18 protein-coding genes are annotated in these 16,396 nt (G+C 68.7%); 11 read left to right on the top strand and 7 right to left on the bottom strand.

Going from position 1 to position 16,396, the window contains the following annotated elements:
* Positions 1-138: 138 nt before the first annotated feature.
* Together ACX25U_RS03495 and ACX25U_RS03490 are read left to right on the top strand one after the other, a co-directional pair.
* A complete protein-coding gene (locus tag ACX25U_RS03495; protein ID WP_454388953.1) occupies positions 139-996 on the top strand; it encodes a hypothetical protein in 858 nt (285 codons plus the stop codon).
* A gap of 90 nt (positions 997-1,086) precedes the next feature.
* Positions 1,087-1,452: a beta/gamma crystallin domain-containing protein gene (locus ACX25U_RS03490; RefSeq protein ID WP_454388951.1), complete on the top strand. Its 366-nt coding sequence runs from the start codon at positions 1,087-1,089 to the stop codon at positions 1,450-1,452.
* Positions 1,453-1,732: 280 nt separating this feature from the next.
* On the opposite strand, the gene ACX25U_RS03485 is transcribed toward ACX25U_RS03490, so the two are convergent.
* Positions 1,733-2,173 carry a winged helix-turn-helix transcriptional regulator gene (locus ACX25U_RS03485; protein WP_454388949.1) on the bottom strand — a complete coding sequence of 147 codons (441 nt, stop codon included), beginning with the start codon at positions 2,171-2,173 and terminating at the stop codon, positions 1,733-1,735.
* A 131-nt stretch (positions 2,174-2,304) separates the two neighbouring features.
* Here ACX25U_RS03485 and ACX25U_RS03480 point away from each other — a divergent pair, with 131 nt between their 5' ends.
* Entirely contained in the window at positions 2,305-3,177 is an 873-nt protein-coding gene (locus ACX25U_RS03480; protein WP_454388947.1) for an aldo/keto reductase family oxidoreductase, read from the top strand.
* Positions 3,178-3,317: 140 nt separating this feature from the next.
* Here ACX25U_RS03480 and ACX25U_RS03475 read toward each other — a convergent pair whose 3' ends face one another.
* Positions 3,318-4,868 carry an esterase gene (locus ACX25U_RS03475; protein ID WP_454388946.1) on the bottom strand — a complete coding sequence of 517 codons (1,551 nt, stop codon included), beginning with the start codon at positions 4,866-4,868 and terminating at the stop codon, positions 3,318-3,320.
* A 341-nt stretch (positions 4,869-5,209) separates the two neighbouring features.
* On the opposite strand from ACX25U_RS03475, the gene ACX25U_RS03470 reads away from it, so the two are divergent.
* The 4 genes from ACX25U_RS03470 to ACX25U_RS03455 all read left to right on the top strand — a co-directional run bounded on the left by ACX25U_RS03470 (position 5,210) and on the right by ACX25U_RS03455 (position 7,283).
* Positions 5,210-5,338: a hypothetical protein gene (locus ACX25U_RS03470; RefSeq protein ID WP_454388944.1), complete on the top strand. Its 129-nt coding sequence runs from the start codon at positions 5,210-5,212 to the stop codon at positions 5,336-5,338.
* Positions 5,339-5,342: 4 nt separating this feature from the next.
* Entirely contained in the window at positions 5,343-5,879 is a 537-nt protein-coding gene (locus ACX25U_RS03465) for an ATP-binding protein (protein ID WP_454388942.1), read from the top strand.
* Positions 5,880-6,054: 175 nt separating this feature from the next.
* Positions 6,055-6,366 carry a transposase gene (locus tag ACX25U_RS03460; protein WP_454388940.1) on the top strand — a complete coding sequence of 104 codons (312 nt, stop codon included), beginning with the start codon at positions 6,055-6,057 and terminating at the stop codon, positions 6,364-6,366.
* Positions 6,363-7,283 (top strand): IS3 family transposase, encoded by a 921-nt coding sequence (locus ACX25U_RS03455; protein ID WP_454394794.1) that lies wholly within the window; start codon positions 6,363-6,365, stop codon positions 7,281-7,283. The genes ACX25U_RS03460 and ACX25U_RS03455 overlap by 4 nt, the downstream gene beginning before the upstream one ends.
* Here ACX25U_RS03455 and ACX25U_RS03450 read toward each other — a convergent pair whose 3' ends face one another.
* Together ACX25U_RS03450 and ACX25U_RS03445 are read right to left on the bottom strand one after the other, a co-directional pair.
* Positions 7,284-7,607, bottom strand: a complete 324-nt coding sequence (locus ACX25U_RS03450; RefSeq protein WP_454394792.1) for a hypothetical protein — start codon at positions 7,605-7,607, stop codon at positions 7,284-7,286.
* A gap of 55 nt (positions 7,608-7,662) precedes the next feature.
* Positions 7,663-10,170 (bottom strand): N,N-dimethylformamidase beta subunit family domain-containing protein, encoded by a 2,508-nt coding sequence (locus tag ACX25U_RS03445; protein WP_454388938.1) that lies wholly within the window; start codon positions 10,168-10,170, stop codon positions 7,663-7,665.
* Between ACX25U_RS03445 and ACX25U_RS03440 the strand changes: the two genes are divergently transcribed.
* From ACX25U_RS03440 to ACX25U_RS03425, 4 genes are all read left to right on the top strand, one after another.
* Complete coding sequence (locus ACX25U_RS03440; protein WP_454388936.1) at positions 10,169-10,360, top strand: hypothetical protein; 192 nt, start codon at positions 10,169-10,171, stop codon at positions 10,358-10,360. The genes ACX25U_RS03445 and ACX25U_RS03440 overlap by 2 nt on opposite strands.
* 4 nt (positions 10,361-10,364) lie before the next feature.
* A complete protein-coding gene (locus tag ACX25U_RS03435; protein WP_454388934.1) occupies positions 10,365-10,478 on the top strand; it encodes a ribbon-helix-helix protein, CopG family in 114 nt (37 codons plus the stop codon).
* 43 nt (positions 10,479-10,521) lie between these two features.
* Complete coding sequence (locus ACX25U_RS03430) at positions 10,522-10,860, top strand: transposase (RefSeq protein WP_454394790.1); 339 nt, start codon at positions 10,522-10,524, stop codon at positions 10,858-10,860.
* A gap of 189 nt (positions 10,861-11,049) precedes the next feature.
* A complete protein-coding gene (locus ACX25U_RS03425; RefSeq protein WP_454388932.1) occupies positions 11,050-11,835 on the top strand; it encodes a DUF5995 family protein in 786 nt (261 codons plus the stop codon).
* 240 nt (positions 11,836-12,075) lie between these two features.
* Here ACX25U_RS03425 and ACX25U_RS03420 read toward each other — a convergent pair whose 3' ends face one another.
* From ACX25U_RS03420 to ACX25U_RS03410, 3 genes are read right to left on the bottom strand one after another with little or no spacing between them, the layout of a single operon-like run.
* Complete coding sequence (locus ACX25U_RS03420) at positions 12,076-13,461, bottom strand: trypsin-like serine peptidase (RefSeq protein ID WP_454388930.1); 1,386 nt, start codon at positions 13,459-13,461, stop codon at positions 12,076-12,078.
* Positions 13,462-13,472: 11 nt separating this feature from the next.
* The gene (locus ACX25U_RS03415; RefSeq protein ID WP_454388928.1) at positions 13,473-14,141 is read right to left on the bottom strand and encodes a trypsin-like serine peptidase; all 669 of its coding nucleotides are present in this window, start codon (positions 14,139-14,141) and stop codon (positions 13,473-13,475) included.
* Between the two features lies 1 nt (position 14,142).
* The gene (locus ACX25U_RS03410) at positions 14,143-16,221 is read right to left on the bottom strand and encodes a peroxidase family protein (RefSeq protein ID WP_454388926.1); all 2,079 of its coding nucleotides are present in this window, start codon (positions 16,219-16,221) and stop codon (positions 14,143-14,145) included.
* Between the last annotated feature and the right edge of the window lie 175 nt (positions 16,222-16,396).

Here is a 16,396-nt window from a genome sequence, read left to right as displayed (position 1 = left end):
GAACCGGCTGATCCGACGAGAACCGGTTGGTCTCCCTGCGACCGGCACCGCGCTCCTGCTCCCGGAAAGGGCAAGTCCAGCATGAGATCCGTCCGAGTCGCCCCCGGCGCGCGGCGAGCCGTTCGGCCCGTCGTGAGCATGACCTCCATCACGGTGATCGCTGCCGGTCTGCTGGCCACCGGCTGCTCCGCGGGCCTCGCCGACAGCGCGGCGCGTGTGACGCCGACTCCGCCGGCCATCGCGGCCACACCTACAGCGCCCGCCACCGGATACGACGGACTGACACGGCTGCCGCTGTCCGCCTACGGCACCTCCGAGCAGGACGACGTCCTGCTGTACCGGACGAACGAGGCGCTGGTCGCCCGCTGCATGCAAAACCGGGGATACACAAGCTATTCAGGCCGGAAGAAGACCCGGACCGCCGCGAAGACGAAAGAAGAAAAAGAAGCGATCCGCCCGGCCGGCGCCTGGGGTTACATCGGCAGTGCGACCGCCAAGCGCATCGGTTTCCACGTCGGAGTTCCCCTTCCGGCCACCCAGGGCCCGACCGGCCAGGAATTGAAGGACTACAACGCCTGCTGGGACAAGGCGGACAAGCAAGTGCCGTCTCTCGCCGGCACCCGGGGCTGGAAGCTCACCCAGGACCTGTTCGGCCAGTCGTTCCAGCAGGCGGCCGCGGACAGCCGGGTCGGCGCCGCGCGTGAACGCTGGTCGGCCTGCATGAGCACGGCGGGACACCCGGCCGACGATCCCGAGCAGCTGGCCAACGGCTTCCTGAACGCCAAGAAGGTGACCGCGAAGGAGATCGCCGCGGCCACGGCCGACGAGTCCTGCACGCGGTCATCGAATCTGGCCGCCGTCTACTTCGCCGTCCTCACCGGATACCAGCAGCAGCTCATATCCGCCAACACCAAAGTCCTGACCGGCTACAAGAAACAGGTTCAGGCGCAGGTCGACCGGGCCGCACACCTCCTGGCCGCGTCTGACACGACCTGAACCGAAGCCTCACCCCTCGACTCCGGACGGCACTGTGCCAGACCGCACCACCGTCCGGCCCTCCAGCACGACACGAAAAGGAGAAGTTCCATGAACCAAAGAGTCAAACGAGTGGTCCTGTCCGCGCTGACGACCGTCGCGGCGGCGGCCTCACTCACCCTCGCCACCACGACGCAGGCGTCCGCGATCAACCAGGTATCGTGCAGCTCGAACGAGTTCCTGCAGATCTACATTCACCCGACCAATGGGTCCACCCAACACCTGTGTTACGCCAACGCCGGAACCGTGGGATTCGGCAGCGGTTGGTGGATCACGCAGATTTCGACCGGCAACAACCGGGTCCAGTGGCACGGGGACGGAAGGTGGCAGCCCGATACCCCGATCAACAAGTGGACCGTCTTCACCTGGCCGAATCAGTCGGGTGGGGTCAACTTAACCGGGATCAGGATTCTCTGAACCATCGGTGGTAGCGGGGGGACGGCGGTCCTGTCCGATCGCCGTCCCCGATTCGCGGGGCCCCTCGCCAAGGCCCTCAAGGATCGATGAACCGCAGTCCCGCCGGCGTGTTGTTCCGAGACGTGTCCTTGGGCGGTTTCGTTCGGATCAGCCGCTTGTTGTTTCCGGCCGCGGGCCCGGTCGCGGCGTCCGGTCCGGAAAGAGTGGCTCGATCCGCGCCCACTGCACGTCACTCAAGGCCAGGTACGCATCAGCCTGCAGCAGGGACGGGAGAACGCCGTCAAGGCCGGGAAGCTCGTGCGTCGTGCTTCTCGCGGTTGGCGAGGACTTGGTCCATGTGGGTCTGCGCCCACTGTCGGAGCCCGCGTGTCAGGTGGTGGAGCGAGAGGCCGAGGTCGGTCAGCTCGTAGGTGACGGTGACGGGGACCGTGGGCGTCACGGTGCGGGTGAGCAAGCCGTCGCGTTCGAGGGCTCGCAGGGTCTGGGTCAGCATCTTCTGGCTGACGCCGGCCAGTAGCCGGGCGAGCTCGGAGTAGCGCATCGCCTTCGGGGCGTGCGGTGCACCGGACCGCACGGGCGCGCTACCGCCCAGTGCGCACAGGATCAGGACGACCCACTTGTCGGAGATCCGGTCGAGAAGCTGACGGCTGGGGCACACCGCCAGGAACGCGTTGTACTCCGCCTTGGCCTGTGCCTTCTTGTCGGCCTTCGTCGTCGCCACTGATCCCGCCTCTCACCCTCTGGGTTGGTTACGCACTTCAGAGTGCCTACTTCCCGCAAGGAAGTATCTCTCCAACACTGGTCCAAGGGGGCCGGAGACACCACCCCTGGCAAGAAGCGAAAGGCACTGTGATGAACACGCCCTCCACAGCTCTTCCAGGCGGAACCTGGACGCTGGGTGACTCGACCGTCACCCGGTTCGGCTACGGCGCGATGCAGCTCGCCGGTCCGTGGGTCATGGGCCCGCCCGCCGACCGCGACGGCGCCCTGGCCGTCCTGCGCGAGGCAGTCAGCCTCGGGATCACCCACATCGACACCAGCGACGCCTACGGACCGCGCATCACGAATGAGCTGATCCGCGACGCGCTGCACCCCTACCCGGAGTCGCTGTTCATCGCCACCAAGGTGGGCGCGACCCGCGACGCACAGGGCGGCTGGCCCACGGCCCGGCGCCCCGCAGACCTGCGCAAGCAGGTCCACGAGAACCTCGAATCCCTCGGCGTCGAGGCTCTCGACCTGGTCAACATGCGCATGGGCGACGCTCAGGGCTCCCAGCCCGGCTCGATCACCGAAGCATTCGAGACGCTCGTCGACCTCCAGCGAGAGGGCCTGATCCGCCACCTCGGCGTCAGCAACGTCACCCCGGAGCAGGTCGCCGAGGCACGCGGCATCGCCCCGATCGTGTGCGTGCAGAACATGTACAACCTCGCCCACCGCCACGACGACGACCTCGTGGACCGCCTCGCCACCGACGGCATCGCCTATGTGCCGTTCTTCCCCCTGGGAGGCTTCACGCCGCTACAGTCCGAGGCGCTCTCGAAGGTCGCGAGCCGGCTGGAGGCGACGCCGATGTCGGTCGCGCTGGCCTGGCTGCTGCAACGCTCGCCGAACATCCTGCTCATCCCCGGTACGTCGTCCACCGCCCACCTGCGCGAAAACATCGCAGGCGCCGGGCTCTCCCTTTCCGACGAGGACATGGCCGAACTGGACAGCATCGGCCACTGAACAACACACAGGTCACCGACCGAGACCAGGCAGTTTCACTCGGACTGTCGGGCGGGCCGGAGGAAGATGCCCGCGATGTGGAGCCGTCATCTGGCTCCGCAGCCTCCAGCCCACCTGAAGATCTGAACTCGGCACACGTCCTAGTCGTCGATCGCCGCCCCGTACAGCGCGTCCGTCGGCAGGCCGCCGAACGCGCGCAGGCCGTAGTTCCAGGAGCCGGAGGTGGTCAGGCCCGAGCGGCCCGCGGAGAACACCCAGACGTAGCCGTCGTTCGTGTTCTCGCCGGGTGCCGAGACGAGCAGGCCGAAGCGGCCGTCGCCGTTCGGGTCGGTGAAGGAGACCTGGCCGCCGAACTTGTCGCCCTTCTCGACGGTGCCCGGGACGTTCTTGGTGCCCTGGTGCACGGACAGTGCGCCGGTGGACGTCAGGCCCTTGGCCGAGCCACGCAGGACCGTGACGGCGCCCGCGTCGGCGACGGCGCCGATGTCCTCGCCCGCGACACCGATCGCCACGTCCGCGTATCCGTCGCCGTTGCTGTCGCCGACGGAGAGGTCGGTGCCGAAGCCGTCGCCCCGCTCGTTCGTGCCCGGCACGCCCGCCGAGTTCTGGGTCCACCACACGGGAGGGGTGCCCGGCCCCTCCCGGCCGGCGGGCCCGTCCGCACTGCCGTAGTAGACGCCGACCATGCCGCCGGTCATGTTCTCGCCGCCGTCGTCCGGGCTGTGCGGCTCGCCGGTGACCAGGTCGTCGTAGCCGTCGCGGTTGATGTCGCCGGACGCGACGACCGGGCCGCCGCGCACCGCGGTGATCGGCAGCGGCTCTTCGTTCGACGCGGTGCCGGGCAGGATGTACGACCAGCCGTAGCCCGGCTCGCCGCCCACGCTGGTGCCGGAGACGACCAGGTCGGCGAAGCCGTTGTTGTCGTAGTCGCCCGTGGTCATCGACTTGGGCCGGATGCCCGGCGCGTTGGCGGCGGAGGCCTTGCCGAGGGTCTTCCGCGGAGGCGAGGTGAGCGTGGTGCGCGACTTCCGCACCGGCCGCCGTGCCTGCGCGTCCGCGTTCTTGGCGGTGGGCTGGGGGGCGGGCTCGAAGGTGTAGATCGTCAGCCCGACCGAGTCCATGACGGCGAGGGAGTCGCCCGGAGTGGTGTCGTCGAAGCGGGCCGCGGCGAGCGAGGCGCCGAACCTGCCACCCCGGGTGAGGTGGTCGGACTGCAGCCAGGTGCTGGCCGATCCGGTGAGGCCCTTCGGCGTGCCCCACAGGACGACCGCGGCGCCCGCGTCGGCGACGGCGCCGAGGTCCTCGCCGGGGATGCCGATGACCGCGTCGTCGTAGCCGTCGCCGTCGAGGTCGCCGGTGGCCAGCGACTTGCCGAAGTTGTCACCGGTCTCGGCGGCGCCGGGGACGCCCGGGGAGTTCTGGCTGAAGGCCTTGCCCCTGGTCGTGCCGATGCCCTTGGGGCCGCCGTACTGCACGGTCACCATGCCGGCGCCCTTGTGTTTGCCGACCGCCGCCCCGGGGGCGCCGACGAGCACGTCGTCGTATCCGTCGCCGTTGAAGTCGGTGTTGCGGTCGTTGGCGTGTGTTCCGCCGGGTGTTCCGGCGTAGGCGCTCGGAGCGGTCGCGATGGCCGCGCCCGTCACGAGGAGAAACGATGCCGCCGCGACGGCGGCCGAGCGGTGCTTGCGCATGAGCGGCTCCTTGGCTCAGATACGACCGGCTGGCTCGGGGCGCGGGGGTGTCCGGATAGGTCCCGTTCCTATGTCCGGTGCCTTGTTTGACACCGCATGGGGAGGAAGGGTTGTACAGGAGACATGTCCTTTTTGCTGAAGAAGATCACCTCTTCGTCGAAGAAGATCGTTTCGAGTCGGGCATCCGGGGCGAGGACAGCTCGCGTGCCCCGTACCGCCTTCACGCTCCCACGCCCTTCCGTCCCCTGAGTTGCCACCCCGCCCACCACCCACGGCTACGCTCGTCACCCGCATGCCACCGGGGCCATGTCCAACGCGACCCGCAGGAACGAGGGCACGGCGTGTGGCCCGTACAGCACCCGTACAAGCCCCCGTACAACAAGGGCACCAGCGAACCGCCCCCTCCGTACGACAAGCCCGACGTACGGCCGACGTACCTGGCCAGCGGCACACTCACCCGCCCACGCTGACCCCGTGACACAACATCAGTTCACCGACGAGACGGCGCCACCCCACACCCCCGCCACCCACCGGCTGACCATGCGCTTCAGCAGCACCAGACGCGGCGCCCGACTGGCCCGGCACCTCGCCGTCCAGCAGCTCACCGAGTGGACCGGCCTCCCGCACGATGCCGAACCCGCACGAACCCTCGCCCTCGTCACGGCCGAGCTGGCCTCCAACGCGATCCGTCACGGCAGCCTCCCTGGCCGCGACTTCCGGCTGACGCTGCTCCTCCTGCCGCAGAGCCTGCGGATCGAAGTGACGGACACCCGCCCCGAGCGCCTGCCCCCGCACCCCGCCGCCCCGCCCCCGCACGCCGACGCGACGTCGGGCCGTGGGCTGCTTCTCGTCGAGGCGTACGCGGACCGCTGGGGATGTACCGTCCTCGACGAGTACACCAAGACCACCTGGGCAGAGGTTCCCCTCCCGGCGCTGACCACTTCGCCCTCCGATCCCCATGGACGTGCCCCGACGGAGGCCGTCGGCCAGCGGACGGGAGAGGACAGGTAGGGGGCGGTCGGCAGCTGGAATCGTAAGTAGCAGCGCGAAAAGATCCGGCGCAGGTGCGCCCAGGACACGTGAGTGCTCGGCGTAGTGCTCCGCCAGGTTCCTCAGCTGAGGTTCCCCCGGGATGCGGCTGAGGGTGACAGAGGGTCGGATGGTTCTCATGAGAGGAACCCAGACCATGGCTGCTCCCAGAAAGTACCCGCTGGAGTTGCGTGAGCGTGCGGTGCGGATGTACCGCGCGGCCGAACCGAAGCCGGTGATCCGCCGCATGGCCGAGGAGCTCGGCGTGCATCCCGAGGCCCTGCGCGGCTGGATCCGGCAGGCCGAGGCCGACGCCGGCGAGCGCGACGACCGGCTGACCACCGCCGAGCGCGAGGAACTCGCCGCCCTGCGCAGGGAGAACACGCAGCTCAAGCGGGCCAACGAGATCCTCAGGGCCGCCTCGGCTTTTTTCGCCCAGGAACTCGACACGACCCGGCGCAGGTACTGACGTTCCTGACCGAACGCGGTGACCTCGGTGTCGAGCCCGTCCTCCGGGAACTGCACATCGCCTCCTCCACCTACTACCGCTGGCGCCGTGCGGCCGAGCAGCCGTGCGAACGGCGCCGGCGGGACGCGGAGCTGACCGAGCAGATCAAGCAGATCCACGCCGACTCCGGCGGGATCTACGGCTCTCCGCGGGTGCATGCCGTCCTCAAGCGGGAGGGCGTGCACGTGGGCCGCAAGCGGGTCGAGCGCCTGATGCGCCAGGCCGCTCTGACGGGCATCAGCCCGCGCCGCAGGGGCAAGGGCTTCACCCGCCGGGACCCCGCGGCCACGCCCGCCCCGGACCTGGTGCAGCGCGACTTCACGGCCCGGGCGCCCGACCGGCTGTGGGTCACCGACCTCACGATGATCCCCACCGGTGAGGGCCCGCTGTGGCTGTCGGCGATCCGGGACGCCTTCTCCCGCCGGGTGGTGGCCTGGGAGACCTCCGCCCGCGCGGACGCCGACCTGGTCCTCACCACGCTGGAGTACGCCCTGGCCAGCCGCAAGGTCGAGCCCGGCACGCTCATTCATCATGCCGACCACGGCTGCCAGTACACGTCCATCAAGCTCACAACCCGCTTGTTACGGGCAGGAGTTCAGGCGTCCATGGGCTCGGTCGGGGACTCGTTCGACAATGCCCTGGCGGAGAACCTGTGGATGCTGATCAAGACCGAGTGCATCCGCGGCCGGGTGTTCGCCACCCGGGCCGAGGCGAACCTGGCGCTCTTCGAGTACGTCGACGGGTTCTACAACCCCCGTCGCATCCAGAAACGACTCGGCTACCTCAGCCCCATCGAGTTCGAGGAGAAGCACTACGCCAACCAGGCAACGGCCGAACCGGTGAACCTGAAACCCCGCCAACCCCTCCTGACCAGCTGATCAGCACCTCCCGCACAGCGGGGGAAGCTCAAGCTCACGGATCCACAGTTCCGTGTCGTCACCGGACCGCTGGTAGGGGGCTCGGCGGGCCAGTTTGAAGAAGCCGCCGGACGGGCGACCGGTCTCCTTGAGTACCACGAGGGCCGACAGGAGAGGGAGCGACCCGTCCGGGCTCTCCTGCACGGAGGCGTCCTCCAGCAGGTACGGCATCGGGCCCTCGTGGGGCGGGACATGATCTCCGAGCCGCACCAGTTCGGTGCTCAGCCGGCCGTACTGAAGAGGCTCGTCCCCTCGGCGAGCCCGAGCCCGCAGGATCTCGACCACGGCGTCCAATGCCTGCTCGTACTCGGCAGTGCCCTTCCGCCTCGAACACGACAGCTCAGTTCGGTGTTCTCCATGCGATCAGCGCCAAGCTGCCACTCGGGGTCGGAGCCGCAAGGCGTTCGATGACGTACGGCCCGTACGGAACCTTCCAACTCGCGGGTGCGGTGGTGAAGCTCGTCCCCGTATGCCTGGAGACATTGAAGGATGACCAGTCGTGCGCGGGCGACCGCGCGAGAACCTGTACGTCACCGCCCGGGCTTACCCCAGCAAGCTTCTCGACAACCAGCGGTGTGCGAAGCCCCGGGCGACCCACCTGCCAACTCGTGACCCCGCCGACCAGGGACTGGCCGGAGGCCGCGGAGGCATCCACCGCAAGCCAACCGGTCTGGGGCGACGAGGAGGAGAAGACAACCACGTTGCCGTCGGTATCGACGGCGCTGAACCTCCCAACAGCGGAGCGACCGTCCGGTACCTGCCAGGAGGTGAGTGGTACACCTGGCACGAACGTTCGGCCGGAGAACGCGACGTCCGCTGCCTGCCAGCCTGCCTCGGCATTCCGCGACCAGAACACGATCACATTTCCGCTGGGATCGACGCCGGCAAGATACGCGACCACAGCGACACCGTCCGGCACCTGCCAGGACGTGAGCGGCGTGCCCGGCGCGAGGGTACGACCGGTGATCACGGAGACGTCCACCGCAAGCCAGCCGACCTCCGGCGTCCAGGAGAACACGATCACGTGGCCGCCGATATCGACACCGCCAAGAAACTCGGTGACCGACGGACCTCCCGGCACCCCCGAGGTGTTGGGCACCTGGAACGAGGTGAGCGGCGCCCCCGCCGTGAAGCTGGGAGCGGTGACCGCGGACACGTTCACCGCCTGCCAATTGACTTCCGGCGACCGGGCGAACACGATCACGTTGCCGCCGGCATCGACGCCGCCAAGATGTTCACCAGTAGAGGGACCGTCCGGCACCTGCCATGAGGTGAGCGGCGCCCCCGGCGCGAGAGTGCGACCGGAGACCACGGAGACGTCGGCCGCCTGCCAGCCGGCCTGCTGCGAAAACGAGAACACGACCACGTCGCCACTGGCATCCACACCGCCGAGGTACTCAACGGCAAACGAGCCGCCCGGCGTCTGCCAGGAGGTGACCGGGCCGTGGACGGTTCTGCCCGTAATCCCGGTGATGTCGACCGTGACGAGCTCGGACAGGACGTCGACCACGTTCTCGGTGATCTTCGTGACAGCGGCGTCCTGGCCTTTGACGGCAACACGGGGCCACTCGGTGGTCGCCGCCGTGAAGGCGGTGCCGTTGTTCGCGTAAACACCCATGGTTGCCGCACGCGGACCCACGGCTCCCGGCTCGCGCGGGTCAAACGCCCAGCCGGAACCCAGCACCCCGACACCGAGAACGATGAAACTGTCGGGCGTTTGGTCCTTCGTGGTCGGGACCGCATGGTTCGCGCCGTCGTACTGGAACTGCGCACCGTCGCACTCGTAACCGATCACGGGCGGCACGACGGTGCTCCCGATGACTTGTCCCTCGGAGAGTCCGGTCCCCTCAAAAACCCAGTGGCCGGTGAACTGAACGGTGTATCCGATCTGGGGCCGTGGGGGATCGCATACGTACCATCCACCGCCATTACGCCAGCTCACCCCGGTCACAGAATTCTCCGGGACAGCCGGAACGCCGCTCCACCACAGATCCGTCGGGGGAGATTTACTGCAGATCATCGAGGTATAGCCGTCGACAATATGCACCCGCCAGTAGCAGACATTCCCACTGAAGAACGCCACGTTCCCACCCGAGGCGATGAATTCCTCGATATGCGACCGCAGTGGCTCGCTCCAGTACTCGTCATGCCCGACGCTCAGGAGCAGCCTGTAGTTACCCAGCAGCGCGGCATCGGCGTGGATGTCGAGGTCCGTGCAGTAGTCGACCGAATAGCGCTCCTCCAGCCAGGCGATGAACGGCGCGTCCCAGTACACGAAGGTCGCCGGGTGAAGGCTCGAATCGTAGCAGTCCGGCTCCGGAAATTGCAGGACGCCTCCGGTGCCGCTGCCGGGTCGCATGAGCGTCAGCTTGATGCCGGGCGGATCGGGTGGCACCGACGGCACCCCGCCCTGGTAGAAGGATGCACCACCCGTTGCGTTGTATCCGTGATAGGTGAAGATCGGAACCTTGTAGAGAATCGTGTTCCGGCCAGGGGTGGTGCTCTTCACCACGAACAGCAGCTGTCCGTCAGGGGCGAAGAGCGAGGTCGGCTGAACAACCGGGGGTGGCAGGCCGGTGCCGTCCCATTCGACGATCACGGCAACATAGACCCCCGACTTCCACGTGCCGGGCACATCGAAGTTGAATCCGTTCCAGCCGAAGTCCACGTCCGAAACGGGTTGCCCCGCAGGTGCGGGACCAGGGAAAAACGGTGAGCTCCCCATCGGCTCGACCGAAACGCCCTGCCGGAAGAAATCGAATCGGAACATCGGCGCATCGCTCTGCACATGGAGCGTCAGGGTTGCGCCGGGTGTCACACTCAAAGCTTGCGGATATCCCATGGCCATGACTTATGACTACCCGATCAACACCCCGCTGTTCTCGCCGACGCCCTGGGTTGGTTCGTTCGGCCGATCCCCCGCGGGGACACCGCAGGTGCCGATGAATCATCCGGCCTGGTCAGGTGGCCTTACGTTCCTGGACGGGTTGATCGAGCCGTTCGTACGGTTGGGCTACTCAGAGGTCTCCCTGCAGTGACGCCATGGTGAGGACGACGATCCACGTTCCGCAGGAGACTCGTGACCACCTTGCCGAGCTCGCGAAGGAGCGGGGCCTCAGTATCGGCCAGTTGGCCGAGGTCCTGGCGGCCGAGTAGCCGACCGCCGCACAGTGCGCCGAGCGGCTTGCCGCCGACCGGGGTGGAGCTGTTCTACCTGCCGCCCCGCAGCCCTGAGCTCAACGACATCGAACGCGTCTGGCGTTCGGCCGAGTACGAGGACTGTCCCCACCGCGCCCACACCGGCATCGAAGCCATCGGCACCGCCGTGGACCAGGCGCTGACCCGCCAGCGGACCCGCATCCAAGGATCAGCAGTGAACTTCACCAAAGCCGCTCAGCCACCCCACGTCTCGCTGACTGACCGCGTTCATCGACCACCCGGAGTGGGTCGAGGCGATCTGGTAGCAGTCCGGTTCCCGTGGTGCCCGGCGACACCGCACCGGGCACCACGGGAAGGCGCTGTGCCCGACCACCGGTGACCGGGATGTCGGATGCGGATTCAGTCGCCCGCCCCGGGGATGGCGACGTGCAGGGTCGGGGCTCCCGTCCGTTTCCTGTAGGGCGGGGACGCTCCCCGGTGTGCGGTGGTAGGACAGGGCTGTAATCGGTACTGCGGACAGCAGCCGGAGTGCGGGCCGAACGAGGGTACCGCGAGAGGGGAGTTGGGCATGGCGGCAGAGAACATCGACGATGTCGTGGACGGGCTTGCCGGGATCGTGCGGGAGACCGGCCGCGCCGGTGACCGGGTCGGGTACTTCGCGGCGCTGTACCGACAGGTGACCGTTGAGGTCCGCACGGCCATTCACGATGGGCTGTTCGACGACGGCGCCCGAATGGACCGTTTCGACACGCTCTTCGGCAACCGCTACTTCGACGCGTACGACGCCTGGCGTCGTGACCGGAGCGGGCCGCGTTGTTGGCGCGAGGCGTTCGGGCTGCTCGACGACGCCGACGCCATCATCGTCCAGCACCTGATACTCGGCGTGAACGCGCACATCAACCTCGACCTGGCCATCGCCGCCGCGCGGACCAGCCCAGGCGAGGCCATCCACGCGTTGCGGCGCGACTTTCTGCTGATCAACGACATCCTTGCGCGGGTGGTGCTGGCGGTGCAGGACTCGGTCGGCGCCCTGTCGCCATTCCTGTCACTGCTGGATCGGGTCGGAGCCCGCGCCGACGAGCGGATCCTCGACTTCAGTGTTCGTCAGTCCCGCGAGGAGGCGTGGTACAACGCCGTCCTGCTTGCCGGCCAGAACGAAGTGCAGCGCGAGGCCACCATCCAGCGGCTCGACATCCGGGCCGCCGTGCTCGCACGGTTGATAGCGCGACCGGGCGGCCTCGTCCGCCCGGCCCTGCAGCTGATCCGGAGTACCGAGAGTGATGACGTGCCGGCCGTCATCACTCATCTGGACAACGCCATGGAGCGACCCGCCGTCCGGCAGGAGGCGGGGTGAGGCCCGGCGGATTGACCGTCCGGCATCCCGCTGGAGCCGGACCAATTCGAGCTTGGTTTCCCGGCATTGGGTCACATAAACGACAAGCTAAGGCCGCGTGATCCGGCACTCCGCCCGGGCCAGGCCACCTCGTTGTAGACCTCGGCGAGCTCGAGTGCGGCCGCTTCCACAAGAGCTGCTGCGGCGGGCCGGGCTCCACAACGTCGAGGGTCAACCCCGTCAACCTCAGTCCGTCCTCGATCAGGCAGAGCAGTCGGTCTGCGTGGTGGCCGTGCCGGAACGATTCATCAGGTGGCTGCCGACCCCCGCGGCGACCTCGGGGTGGGACAGGTACTCCACGATGCTGTGCGCCCGGTCGCGGGCGTTGAGGACGGCGATGTCGGTCAGTCCGTCCGCCCAGTCGTCGTGCAGAGGACAGCCGATGGCCACCGCGTCGGTCGGGCACCAGGCGTTGAGCCAGTCCACCACCTTGTCGGGACGCTTCGGACCGCCGATGAGCAGCCTGCGGTACACGCTGTCCAGGCCCAGCGGACTGCCCGCCGTGGTGAGGTGCATCGCCGTCACGCCGGGGGAGAGCCGCGTGGTGAGGTCCATACCGACGACCGTACCGAGGCTGTGGCTGACGAGGACCACCTCGCCCTCGTCCGGCATCGTCTCCAGCACGCAGTCCAGGACCTCGCCCCGGATGCGCCGGTCATCGAGGTAGGCGGCCACGTCACGGAAGACCAGGCTGATGGTCCACGCGTCGAGGTCGCTCCTGGCGGCCAGCCAGCTCAGTTGCCGCTGCAGGGTCCCGACCACGTCCGGAATGCCGATCCGTTCGGCGACCGGCAGTCCCTCCTGCGGGATGTCCCACCTGGCGGCGGCCTCGCCGATGATGTCCTCGTACACCGCGCGGGCTTCAGGAGAGATCGGCGCGGCCGCCTCCGCCGCCACGATGGCCGTCGACTCGACGACGCGCGGCACGGCCTCGTGCGCAGCGAGGGCCTGCGCCAGCCTGTCGCCGTAGTAGGGGAACCAGACGTCGGCCGGATCGATCGGGGCGAGCCCGGCACGGATGAGTCCCTGGTTGAGCCCGGCCGCCCATTCACGGCGCAGCATCCCGGGGTCCTTGCCTTCCTGGGAGCGGCCGTGCAGGAAGACCAGATGCCGACCACCGCCGAACGCGCCAGGCCGGGCCGGCAGGCCCGCAGGTGCGACGGCCCGCTCGGCGGCCGGGGGCGGTCCGGCGGGGACGGGGACCGCCACGGGAGCGGCGGGAGCCGGTGTCGGCCGCAGGCCCGACTCCGGGCCCATCCCGGCCAGCAGCTCCCGCTGCCGGGAGGCGAGCGGCAGCGTCGCGAGGTGCTTCAGGATGGAGCTGATGCGGACCCCTTCGTTGGATATCCAGTCGATGGCGTCGTCGCCGTCACCGGGCTCCCAGAGCTGTCCGTCGACACGCAGGACGCGGCCCTGGTCGTCGGTCCGTGGCACACCGCTGTGGTGGAGCGCGACGACCTCCCACTGGTCATTGAAGACCGGGGAGCCGGAATTGCCGGGCTCGGTGTCCGTCTTGTAGTGGAGGAAGTCGTCGAGGCGCACCTGAAGCATGTTGTCGCGGACGGCGATCTCCTTGAGACGTCCCATGGGATGGCCGATTACGTTGACCGGCTCGCCGATGACCAGTTTTCCCCCTGGACGCTGAGCCGGTTCCAGCCGAACGTCTCACCCGGCGGCCGCTGGTCCTGACCGGCGGCGACCAGCACCAGGGCGAAGTCGAGACGTTGGTCCGCGACGAAGAAACCGTCGGGGTCCAGTTCCAGCCGCGTCGGCGGCTGCGGTGTGTTGTCGACGGTCACCTGGGCGTCGAACTCCGCGAAGCACTGCCGGGCGGCCGCCGTGTCGGGGAGCACATGGTGGTTGGTCATCAACAGGCTCGGCGACACGAGGAAGCCGGTGCCCAGCGGCAGTTCGCGGCCGCCGTCCCGCTCCGAGATCCGGGCGACGGTGCGTGCCGCCCGGGCGCCGCGCGGCAGGAAGCTCCACGCCTGCAGTTCCTTGGAAACCCCGAGGATGCGTTCGTACGCGTCGGTGGCGGCCAGCGGTTCCGCGCGGACGGCTTCCACCACCATGGCAGCGGGCACCGCATGCCGGTCGAGCAAGCGAGTGGCACGCGCGGCGAGTGCCTCCCGCGAATCCGGGAAGTCCACCCCGGCGTCCTGCTGCCGCTCGACCGCCCGCCGCTCGGCGCTGGTCTCGCGGTACCGGCCGGTGGCCGCCGCGACCTGGCGCTGCCGCTCCTCGTGCGCCCTGTCCCGCGCTGCCATGTCAGTTCGCCTCCCGCCCGGCGGTGTGCCACGGCACGAAGGCGTTCGTCAGCCCTGTGAGAGCCGTGCGCAGTTCGGGGTGGTGGCGCAGCAGCACGGTCACCATGCTGTTGTCGTCGATCCAGGCCATGCCAGCGCTGGAGTAGACCTCGGGGGTGTAGTACGCGGTGAAGAAGCGGTCGCTGTTCAGCCGGCGTGAGGCCATCAGGATGAAGATGCGGAACGCCGTGTCGCTGAAGGCGAATCCGGCCGGCAGTTTCTCCGCGTACAGCCCGACCGTCAGGTCGACCTTCTCGATGTCGCCGTCGTAGAGCCGCTCGATCTCCGCGGCCCACGCGGGATTGTCCGTCAGCTCCGCGAAGCTCTCCGCGGGCTTCAGCCGCAGCAGCCGCCGGAACTCGTTGTAGCGGGGGACGCCCAGTTCCCTCGAGCGCAGGATGTCGGTGGCGGCGAGGTCCTGCAGACGCCCGTCCGGACGCTCGAACTCCTGCAGGAAGCGAGGGTGGTTGTGCAGGGTGACCAGTCCGGGGTGGAGTGTGCCGAAGCTGTAGAGCAGATCGGCCATCCCCGTGGTCTCCAGGAACTTCAGTGCTCCCGGGCCCGAGATGTCGCGGAGGGTGCAGTGGCGCAGGGTCGTGTCGTCGGTGGCGGAGCGCAGGTGCCAGTCGTCGCGGATGAGCGGGTGCATGCGGTAGACCGCCACGAACTCCTCGGTGAGCGCGTACGGGACGCCGTAGTGGTCCGTCTCGCCGCCGGGGATTCCGTTGATGACCTCGCTGTCGCTGATCCGGCCGAAGAGGTTGTGGACGCGTTCGCCCGCGATGCCCCACCAGTTGGCGCGCAGCGCCTTGACGGTGGTGGGGTGGCTGATCACGGCCGGGGTCCACTCCACCGTGTGGATTTTGGCGAGGAGGGCAGCGTTGACCAGCCGGGCGCGCTGGAACAGCTCCTCGTCACCCCAGGACGGGTATGCGGCGTGCAGGTGGTCGCAGATCGCGTTGTGCTCGCGGGTGAACAGATCCTGCATCATGGCGAGGCCCAGCCAGAAGCCGGGCACCCGTGAGGGGTCTCGGGAGGGGTCCGAGGGGATGGGGGACTGCTCGTCGTCCCACAAGTGCAGTTTGCCCAGCTCGCCGGTGCGCATCAGCCGCTGTTCCGTCTCGTTCGACCCGTAGATCTGGGAGGCGTCCCACCAGTGGGAGGAGACGTTGACACGGGTGTCGGGCGTCCCGGCCGACGCCTGGGGGTCGCGGGTCGGGTCGTCCGGTGTCCGCATGATCCGCATGGGGTTCTCCGGCCACGGGTCGTCGTCCATGAGGGGGACTTCCCAGGGGCGGTCCGTGGGGCTCGTGCCGTGGCTGAACCAGTCGCGGATCATGAACTGCAGCCAGGCGGCGACCAGGGAGTTGACCGATTCGGCGGGGATCAGCTCACGGCGGGTGAGCACGGCGCGGCTGACCTCGCGCGGGTTGGGCCTGGACAGTACGTCCGCGGGCGTGGCCGGGGCGATCCGGTCGAGCGGGATGTTCCGGCCGAAGCGGGTGCCCGCCATGCCCATGCGTGGCTCGCCGAGGTCGTTGTGGCTGCCGTCGGCGGTCCGGTTGACCTTGTGGCTCGCGGAAGGGGGCGCGGGGTCGGGTGGATTGACCGCGGGCAAGCGGTTCGTGTCGTGGAGGTTCTTCTGCCGGAGCCTGACGCGCAGGCCCAGGAGCGTCAGCAGGCCCGCGATGACGGGCAGCCTGTCCCAGCCGATGCGGCGGTCGGCGAGTTCGGCTGCGCGACCGGCGGCGGAGCCGACGTCGTCGAGGTGGAACTTGAGCAGTCGCGGCTCCTCGTACGCGGCGGCCAGCCGGACGATCAGTGCGTCGAGCGGGTCGTCGCCGGTCGGCGGCGTTTCGGTGACGTCCCAGTAGGCCGCCGCGTCGCGGGTCGGTTCCGTCTCGGCGGGCGTCGCGAGAGTGATCAGGACATCCTGTGCGCCGATGATCAGGTGACATACCAGGTCCCGCACGAGCCAGCCGGTACAACCGGACGGCCGCGCGAAGCCCTCGTCCGCGAGCTCGGCGACCGCCGTGCGCAAGGCTGTCCACGAGGGGGAAGCCGCCGTCCCGTTCGGCGATGGGCGTCACCGCGCCGAGGGCGGCGGCTGCGCTGTCAGGGCCGGGCAGCGGAACGAGGTCCGGGAAGGACGAGACGCCCGGCACAGGTGAGAGAACCGAAAGAACGGGAACAGATCCTGATATGTCCGGCGGAAA

Source organism: Streptomyces sp. JNUCC 63 (assembly GCF_054366325.1).
This window is presented reverse-complemented; position numbering and strand designations above follow the sequence as displayed.

Bases quoted from the DNA above. Each gene is read 5' to 3' on its own strand.
- ACX25U_RS03460 (WP_454388940.1), top strand. From the start codon at position 6,055: ATGGCTGCTCCCAGAAAGTACCCGCTGGAGTTGCGTGAGCGTGCGGTG.
- ACX25U_RS03490 (WP_454388951.1), top strand. From the start codon at position 1,087: ATGAACCAAAGAGTCAAACGAGTGGTCCTGTCCGCGCTGACGACCGTC.
- ACX25U_RS03435 (WP_454388934.1), top strand. From the start codon at position 10,365: ATGGTGAGGACGACGATCCACGTTCCGCAGGAGACTCGTGACCACCTT.
- ACX25U_RS03480 (WP_454388947.1), top strand. From the start codon at position 2,305: ATGAACACGCCCTCCACAGCTCTTCCAGGCGGAACCTGGACGCTGGGT.
- ACX25U_RS03420 (WP_454388930.1), bottom strand. From the start codon at position 13,461: ATGGGACGTCTCAAGGAGATCGCCGTCCGCGACAACATGCTTCAGGTG.
- ACX25U_RS03440 (WP_454388936.1), top strand. From the start codon at position 10,169: ATGACTTATGACTACCCGATCAACACCCCGCTGTTCTCGCCGACGCCC.
- ACX25U_RS03495 (WP_454388953.1), top strand. From the start codon at position 139: ATGACCTCCATCACGGTGATCGCTGCCGGTCTGCTGGCCACCGGCTGC.
- ACX25U_RS03425 (WP_454388932.1), top strand. From the start codon at position 11,050: ATGGCGGCAGAGAACATCGACGATGTCGTGGACGGGCTTGCCGGGATC.
- ACX25U_RS03415 (WP_454388928.1), bottom strand. From the start codon at position 14,141: ATGGCAGCGCGGGACAGGGCGCACGAGGAGCGGCAGCGCCAGGTCGCG.
- ACX25U_RS03445 (WP_454388938.1), bottom strand. From the start codon at position 10,170: ATGGCCATGGGATATCCGCAAGCTTTGAGTGTGACACCCGGCGCAACC.
- ACX25U_RS03475 (WP_454388946.1), bottom strand. From the start codon at position 4,868: ATGCGCAAGCACCGCTCGGCCGCCGTCGCGGCGGCATCGTTTCTCCTC.